This is a genomic window from Arcticibacterium sp. (assembly GCF_055134445.1).
Map to the genome: position 1 here is coordinate 1 of NZ_JBSRVI010000109.1, position 7,121 is coordinate 7,121.

General features: G+C 38.4%; 5 protein-coding genes. 4 read left to right on the plus strand and 1 reads right to left on the minus strand.

What is annotated here, in order from left to right:
* On the minus strand, positions 1 to 240 hold a 240-nt coding region (locus tag ACTBZY_RS14315; RefSeq protein ID WP_463047022.1), incomplete at its 3' end, for a helix-turn-helix domain-containing protein.
* Positions 241 to 534: 294 nt separating this feature from the next.
* Here ACTBZY_RS14315 and ACTBZY_RS14320 point away from each other — a divergent pair.
* The 4 genes from ACTBZY_RS14320 to ACTBZY_RS14335 form a co-directional block, all read left to right on the plus strand.
* Positions 535 to 3,543, plus strand: a complete 3,009-nt coding sequence (locus ACTBZY_RS14320; protein ID WP_463047023.1) for a SusC/RagA family TonB-linked outer membrane protein — start codon at positions 535 to 537, stop codon at positions 3,541 to 3,543.
* Positions 3,544 to 3,591: 48 nt separating this feature from the next.
* Positions 3,592 to 5,289 carry a RagB/SusD family nutrient uptake outer membrane protein gene (locus tag ACTBZY_RS14325; protein ID WP_463047024.1) on the plus strand — a complete coding sequence of 566 codons (1,698 nt, stop codon included), beginning with the start codon at positions 3,592 to 3,594 and terminating at the stop codon, positions 5,287 to 5,289.
* A 44-nt stretch (positions 5,290 to 5,333) separates the two neighbouring features.
* Entirely contained in the window at positions 5,334 to 6,251 is a 918-nt protein-coding gene (locus ACTBZY_RS14330) for an alpha/beta hydrolase (RefSeq protein ID WP_463047025.1), read from the plus strand.
* Positions 6,252 to 6,317: 66 nt separating this feature from the next.
* The coding region (locus ACTBZY_RS14335; RefSeq protein WP_463047026.1) for a GH39 family glycosyl hydrolase at positions 6,318 to 7,121 on the plus strand (804 nt) is incomplete at its 3' end.

A 7,121-nucleotide genomic window follows, 5' to 3' on the forward strand; every position in this document is an offset into this window, starting at 1 on the left:
TAAGTCTCTTTCATATGAGACACTGTCAGTTAATTGGAATGCCATGGGGCCAAGCTTATAGCCTCTTTTCTTGCCAAGATGCTCTAGGTAGTTCTTGTAAACCAGGGTATTCATGATGTTGGCTGTGGTGGATTGGTTAAGGTCTAGTTCCGTTGAGACCTCCGTGAGCGAGACTGCTTGCCCGTTTCTTTTAGATACTAATTCTAGAATATCAAATGCTTTGATTATAACCTGTACCATAGTTCGTGTTTTTTATATACTACAACAATGTGATAGTAAAGTTATGATTATATTTTCAAAAACAAATAAATTATAATTATAAAATAGTTGGCAGTTAAAGCCGCGATATGGCTTTATATCCTTTATAATAAGGAATTTAAAGCCTATAGTTCTGGTTGTTGACCACCTGCTGTCACGATTTATTACAAGAAATAAGAAAATATATCCTAAGGAATAGGATGGGGGTTTAATAACTTATATCATTGTAATGTGATAGTAAAAAAGAACTCTATTATTTTTATAAATTATCAAACTATGAAAGAAAAGTTTATTTTTAAAGGTTTTTTACTGCTTTTGATTTGTGTCTTCTCGATGTCGACTAGAGCCTTAGCTCAACAAATTAAAGGTAAGGTAGTAGGCGAAGATGGAGACGTTTTGCCAGGTGTTAGTGTATTGGTTAAAGGAACCATGACAGGTACTACAACCAATGCACTAGGAATGTTTGAGCTAGAAAAAGTGTCAAGTGCTCAGACATTGATATTTAGTTTTATTGGTTTTGAGAGTATGGAAGTTTTTGTGGGTTCTCAAAGTATTATTGATGTAACCTTAACTACTGATTTAACAAGTTTGGAAGAGATAGTAGTAGTAGGTTATGGAACGCAGAAAAAGAAAGATTTAACAGGGTCGATTGCTTCCGCAGATTTGGAAGCATTTAAGGAATCTCCCAATGTCAGTATTTTACAATCTTTAAAAGGAGCATTGCCTGGTTTAACCATTGGTCAGACCAATCAGGCTGGGCAAGAAGCATCTATTAATATAAGAGGGACGAGTACCTTGAATGGAAATACTTCACCTTTAATAATAGTAGATGGATTGATATTTAGTGGTCGTCTTTCAGATATTAACCCAAGTGATGTAGCTAGTGTGGATGTATTGAAAGATCCAAGTAGTAAGGCCGTATATGGTTCACAGGCAGCCAATGGGGTAGTGTTGGTAACCACTAAAACGGGAAAAACGAATCAAAAACCATCCATTACTTATTCCGGGAGTTATGCTACTTCATCTCCAACTGTCGATGCAAAACTGTTAGATAGGGACGCATATTTGCAAAAAGTAAGGGATATAAATTATTATAATGCTTATACCAAAGAGTCAGGTTATTTAGAGCCTAATTCAGGTTGGGATTTTATCAATTCGGATATGAATCCGCCTTTATTGGCTGGTGTGGCTGCTGGTAATAATTATGACTGGTATGGTAATTTAACCCAACCGGCTCTTATTTCGAATCATAGTATTGGTGTTTCTGGCGGATCCGACAAAACAACCTATTTCCTTTCTGCTGGTTATACGGGAGAAAAGGGTTTTGTTACTAATGATGATTATCAGAGGTATACGGCTCGTTTGAATTTGGACACAGAGGTGACAAAATGGTTGACCGTAGGGGCCAATACGTCCGCTACTTTTACGGATTTTTCTGGCGATGCACCAAAAGTGGGGAGTTTACCCTTTACCTCTCCATTAGTTTTACCTAGAGATAAAAATGGCGAGTTTGTTACTAACCCAGTAGGTGATAATAATGTAAATGCTTTTCTGGACGCAACGAATGATAATTACGAGACCCAAAGTAGAATGGTTGGTAATTTTTATGCAATTGCCAAAGTCCCAGGTCTTCCAGGGCTTAGTTATCGGGTTAATTTTGGGAATAACTTAAAATTCTTCAAAGATTTTGGCTCGAGCATATATGGTGCAGGATTTACGGGTTCTGCCTACAAGTATAATTCTTTTCAGTATGAGCAGACCTTGGATAATATCTTAAGCTATGCCAAAACCTTTGGGAAACACAATTTAAATGCTACTGCAGTTTATGGCTATAATACATCCAGATATGAACGTACAGCGGCTAGCGGTAGTGGGTTTTCTGACCTTGATCTTTCTTATAATAATTTGGCATTGGCAGAGATTCGAAACATAGAATCAAGTGCTTGGGATGAGGCTCTTCTTTATCAATTGGCCAGTGCAGCCTATAGCTATGATGGGAAGTATTTATTGAAAGCAACGGTTAGACGAGACGGTTTTAGCGGTTTTTCTAAAAATAACAAAACGGCCACATTCCCGTCAGTAGGACTAGGGTGGGTTTTGTCAGAAGAATCTTTTTTCAATATTCCAATGGTGAATTTCTTGAAAATACGTGGTAGTTATGGCGAAAACGGTAATAAAGTGGCACGTTATAGCTCACTAGCTGTAGTAGAGGCGGAATCCGATTCCAAGTATGTTTTTGGTGATGGAAGTGGGACTTCTATAGGGAGGACCGTAAGTACGCTAGCTAATACGGATCTAAAATGGGAAAGAACAAAAGGAGTTAATCTTGGGATAGACTTTGCGATTTTGAATAATCGAGTGGATGGAAATGTGGAATATTATAATTCTAATACTTTCGATTTACTATGGTCTAAAGTACTGCCTCAAACCTCAGGTTTTTCTCAAGTGTTAAGTAATATTGGACAGTTGAATAATACAGGTTTTGAGTTTATGATTCATGGCCAGCCCCTAAATACTCAAAAGCTAAGTTGGGATGTAACACTGAATTTTTCCAGAAACAGGAATAAGGTGGTGAGTTTGCTGGGCCAGGATTTAGACAATGATGGAAAAGAAGATGACCTTTTGGCAAGTGGTTTGTTTATTGGCAAGCCAATCGGGACAATATATGATTATCAAGTAGATGGTATTAATCAGGTGGGTGAAGAATTACCAGCTGGTTTTGAGCCAGGTAGTTATAAAATTGTTGACCAAAATAACGATGGTAAATTCTCTCCTGCGGATGATCGTGTTGTATTAGGGAATGCGGAGCCTGCTTATTCATTTGGTATTCAGAATACATTATCTTATGAACAATTTAGCTTACGCCTTTTTGTGAATTCTATTCAGGGAGGTAAAGATGGGTATTTGAATTCCAATCATTTTAGTGGTGGGAGTACTCGTGGAAACGCAACTAACTCTAATTGGTTTGACTTTTACGACTACTGGTCACCTAGAAATCCTAATGCGAAATACCCAACTTCTTGGGTAGGTTCACCGGTAGGTGGAAGGGCTTACTATCAGCGAAACTTTGTTAGACTTCAAGATATTTCTTTAGCCTATAATTTCAGTAATAAAGTTACTGAAAAGTTGAAAGTGCAGAATTTGAAACTTTATGTCAGCGGTAAAAACTTGATAACACTTACCGAATGGGACGGGTGGGATCCAGAAACTGGTGTAGGGATTAGCTCATCGAATCCTTATCCCGTGATGAAATCTTATTCATTTGGTCTTGAAATCTCATTCTAGATAAGTTTTTTAAGAACTATCATTTATTAGATATTAATTATTAAAAATATGAAAGCTCATTTATTGAAAATAAGTTTAGTAGCCGTCATAATGATGCTAAACACAAGTTGTCAAGAAGATGTATTTCTAAAAGAAATACCACTTGATTTTTACAGTCCAGAGAATTCCTACATTAGCGAAGCTAACTTTCAAGCGGCTTTGGTAGATCTTTATGCTAGAGTTAGAGAAGAGCATGCTTGCGACCGTAATGGCACAGATTATATTGCTTATGCAGGAACAGATATCGGATATAATGCCCGTCTTGATAATAGTCGTTTGGGTAATTATAATAGTGTTCTTACTCCGCAAGGAAGCGTGTCAAAATCTCACTGGGTAAATTGGTATAAAATCATATCCAATGCCAATACCATTATTTCAAGGTTGCCTGATTCGCAGGTGTCTGAGTCAAAACAGGTGCTAATTGCTAGTGAAGCTAAACTTTTTAGAGCTTGGGCTTATCGTTATTTGGTTCACATTTATGGTGGTGTACCGTTGGTTTTAGATGAAGCCACTTCTCCGAAAAGTGATTTTGTACGATCATCTAAAGAGGATGTTCTTAATCAAATTATAAGTGATGCCACTGAGGCAGTCCATAATTTACCCAATGTAGATGGCGTGACGGATGGAAGGTTAAACAAAGCGGTTGCAAATCACCTCTTGGCTGAAACGTATATAGCTTTAAAGCAATACGATAAGGCCGTTGCAGCTGCAGCTGAGGTGATTGGGAACTCTAATTTATCATTAATGAAAAGTCGTTTTGGCAGTCTTAAAGATCAGCCGGGAGATGTTTATTACGATTTGTTTCGCGTAGGAAATCAAAATCGTTCATCAGGGAATACCGAATCAATTTGGGTGGCTCAGTATGAAGTTGATGTTCCTGGAGGTTCGCTAACATCTTCAGGTGGTGGTGCCAATAATCTAGAGCGAGTAGTAGCTCCTGCCTCATGGACTTTGAAAGATCCAAATGGCGATGCGGCTTCTTTAAACAGTGCACCTAGGTCTACCTTAAATGAGGGAGGTAGAGGGGCTTCGTTTATAAGAACTACGGATTATTATTTATATGACATATGGGGTTTGGACGCAGATGCAGATAATCGGGTAGTGAATAGTACGGATATCAGGACTTCGGAACATAATATTGTTCGTGATTTTATTTATGCTAATCCGGATTCTAAGTTTTTTGGAAAAAGTATGATAGATTTCCCTACCGCTCAATGGGTAGCTCAAAGTTGGAGATGGTACCCTATTCCTTCAAAGGTTACTACCCCCGGTCAGCACCCATCAGGTCTAATAGACGATCCCGTTGCCTTAACTTTAAAATCAACGGCAGGAGCTACCTATAGAGATGACTATCTTATTAGACTTCCTGAAACTTATCTTCTTAGGGCAGAGGCCTATTTCTTGAAAGGGCAATTGGCAGAGGCTGCGGCAGACATTAATGTTATTCGTGCCCGCTCCAAAGCAGAATTGATTACAGCCACTGATGTTAGCTTGGAATTCATTTTAGATGAAAGAGCAAGAGAGTTGATTTTCGAAGAAAATCGTCGTTTGACGCTAGTTAGGATGGGGAAATTGGTAGAAAGAGTAAGGAAATATAATCCTTTGAATGGAGATGATATTAACGACCATAACAACTTATTTCCTATTCCTTTTTCAGAAATTGAAGCCAATAAAGATGCAAAATTAGAGCAAAATCCAGGTTATTAAATCTGTTGTTCTATTTCTAAAGTTTTGACAATAAATTGAATAAAATGGCTAAATGCATTTCGGCACTTCTTTTTATCGGATTAATGTCTTTGCAATCTGTTTGTAATGGACAATCTGAAATAGAAATTGCACTCTATCCGTCGGGGGTGCCGAATGCAATAGTTTCAAACTTCTCTGAGAAAATGACTTTCAATTCAGCAGGCCAGCTGATTGCACTATCCTCGGTTTTAAATCCAAGGCTTTTTCTCTACCGTCCGAATAGTCCCAACGGGGCAAGCGTTATAATTTGCCCTGGTGGGGGCTATCGGAATTTGAATATAGAGAATGTTAGGTTTATTGCTCAGCGGTTGAATGAAATGGGAATCACTGCTTTTATTTTAACTTATCGACTGCCAGCAGATGGCCTAATGGTGGAGCCATCAATTGGTTCGCTTCAAGATGTTCAGCAAGCATTGCGAATAGTAAGGAGTAGAGCAGAGGAATGGAATATTGAAAAAAATAAAGTTGGACTTTGGGGTTCATCGGCTGGTGGACATCTAGCGGCCATGGCTGCTACGCATTGGAATAGAGCTTATGAAAATGATAAAGACACTATTGGACTAAGACCTGATTTTTTAGTTTTGGCTTGGCCTGTAGTCAGTTTTCGTGAAGCGTATGTTCATAAGGGTTCTCGAAGAAATCTTCTCGGTGAAAACCTGAACGAAAAGCAACTTGCCGATTATTCGCCTGATGAGCATGTGAATGCGAATACGCCGCCTACTTTTTTAGTTCATGCGGGAGATGACCCTGCAGTTCCAGTATCTAACAGTATCCTTTTTTATCAGGCTTTGAAAAAAAGCAAAGTGCCGGCCGAATTACACATTTATGAAGAAAGTGTGCACGGTTTCGGAGTTGCCCCTGAAATTCAAAACTCCTGGATGTCTGAATTAGAGCTTTGGTTTGCAAAGAGAGGATTAAACTAAAGACGAATAATGGGCTCTTTGAGAGCTTTTAAACAAGATTTAAATGTCTTATAAAACTTATAAATCGTGAAAATACTAAAATACATTTCAGTCGCTGGCTTGATGCTGGCTATTTACTCCTGTACGGCTACTTCTAATGGAGATTGGAAAAACGTTGGTCAATTAAAGACCAGAGATGCCAAGGAAATAAAATCTAGCACTTGGTCTATTGGTGGAGAAACAATGGATCGAGACTATACCGATTATCAATCTTATAAAGAATATCTAGGTCCGCTCGGAGCTAAACGTATACGCCTCCAAGGTGGGTGGGCTAGAACAGAAAAAGTAAAAGGGGAATATGACTTTGAATGGTTGGATAAAGTTATCCCAGATGCCGCTGAAAGAGGAGTATCACCATGGGTAGAGCTTTCTTATGGAAATCCGATTTATAAAGGTGGTGGTGAAGCAAAACTGGCAGGTCTTATTCCTATGGGTGAAGAGGCTCTAACGGCTTGGGATAATTGGACAAGAGCCATGGTGAATCGTTATAAAGCTCATGTTCCTGAATGGGAAATCTGGAATGAGCCAGATCTAAACAAGGCTCATACAGGAAGGATAATGGGCGAGTTTTACTTAAGAACAGCGAAGATCGTAAAAGAGGAACAACCTGACGCTCGCTTAATAGCATTGGGAATGGCAAGTGTTACTAAGTTAGATTTTGTGAAAGACTTTATGGACTATCTAAAAGAAAAAGACGGTCTACAATATATTGATATATTCACATATCATGGATATGCTCCAAACCCAAGTACATCTTATCCTAAAATTGAGATACTGAGAGAATTAGTATGGTCTTACAAAGCTGATATTGAATTTATGCAAGGTGAGAAT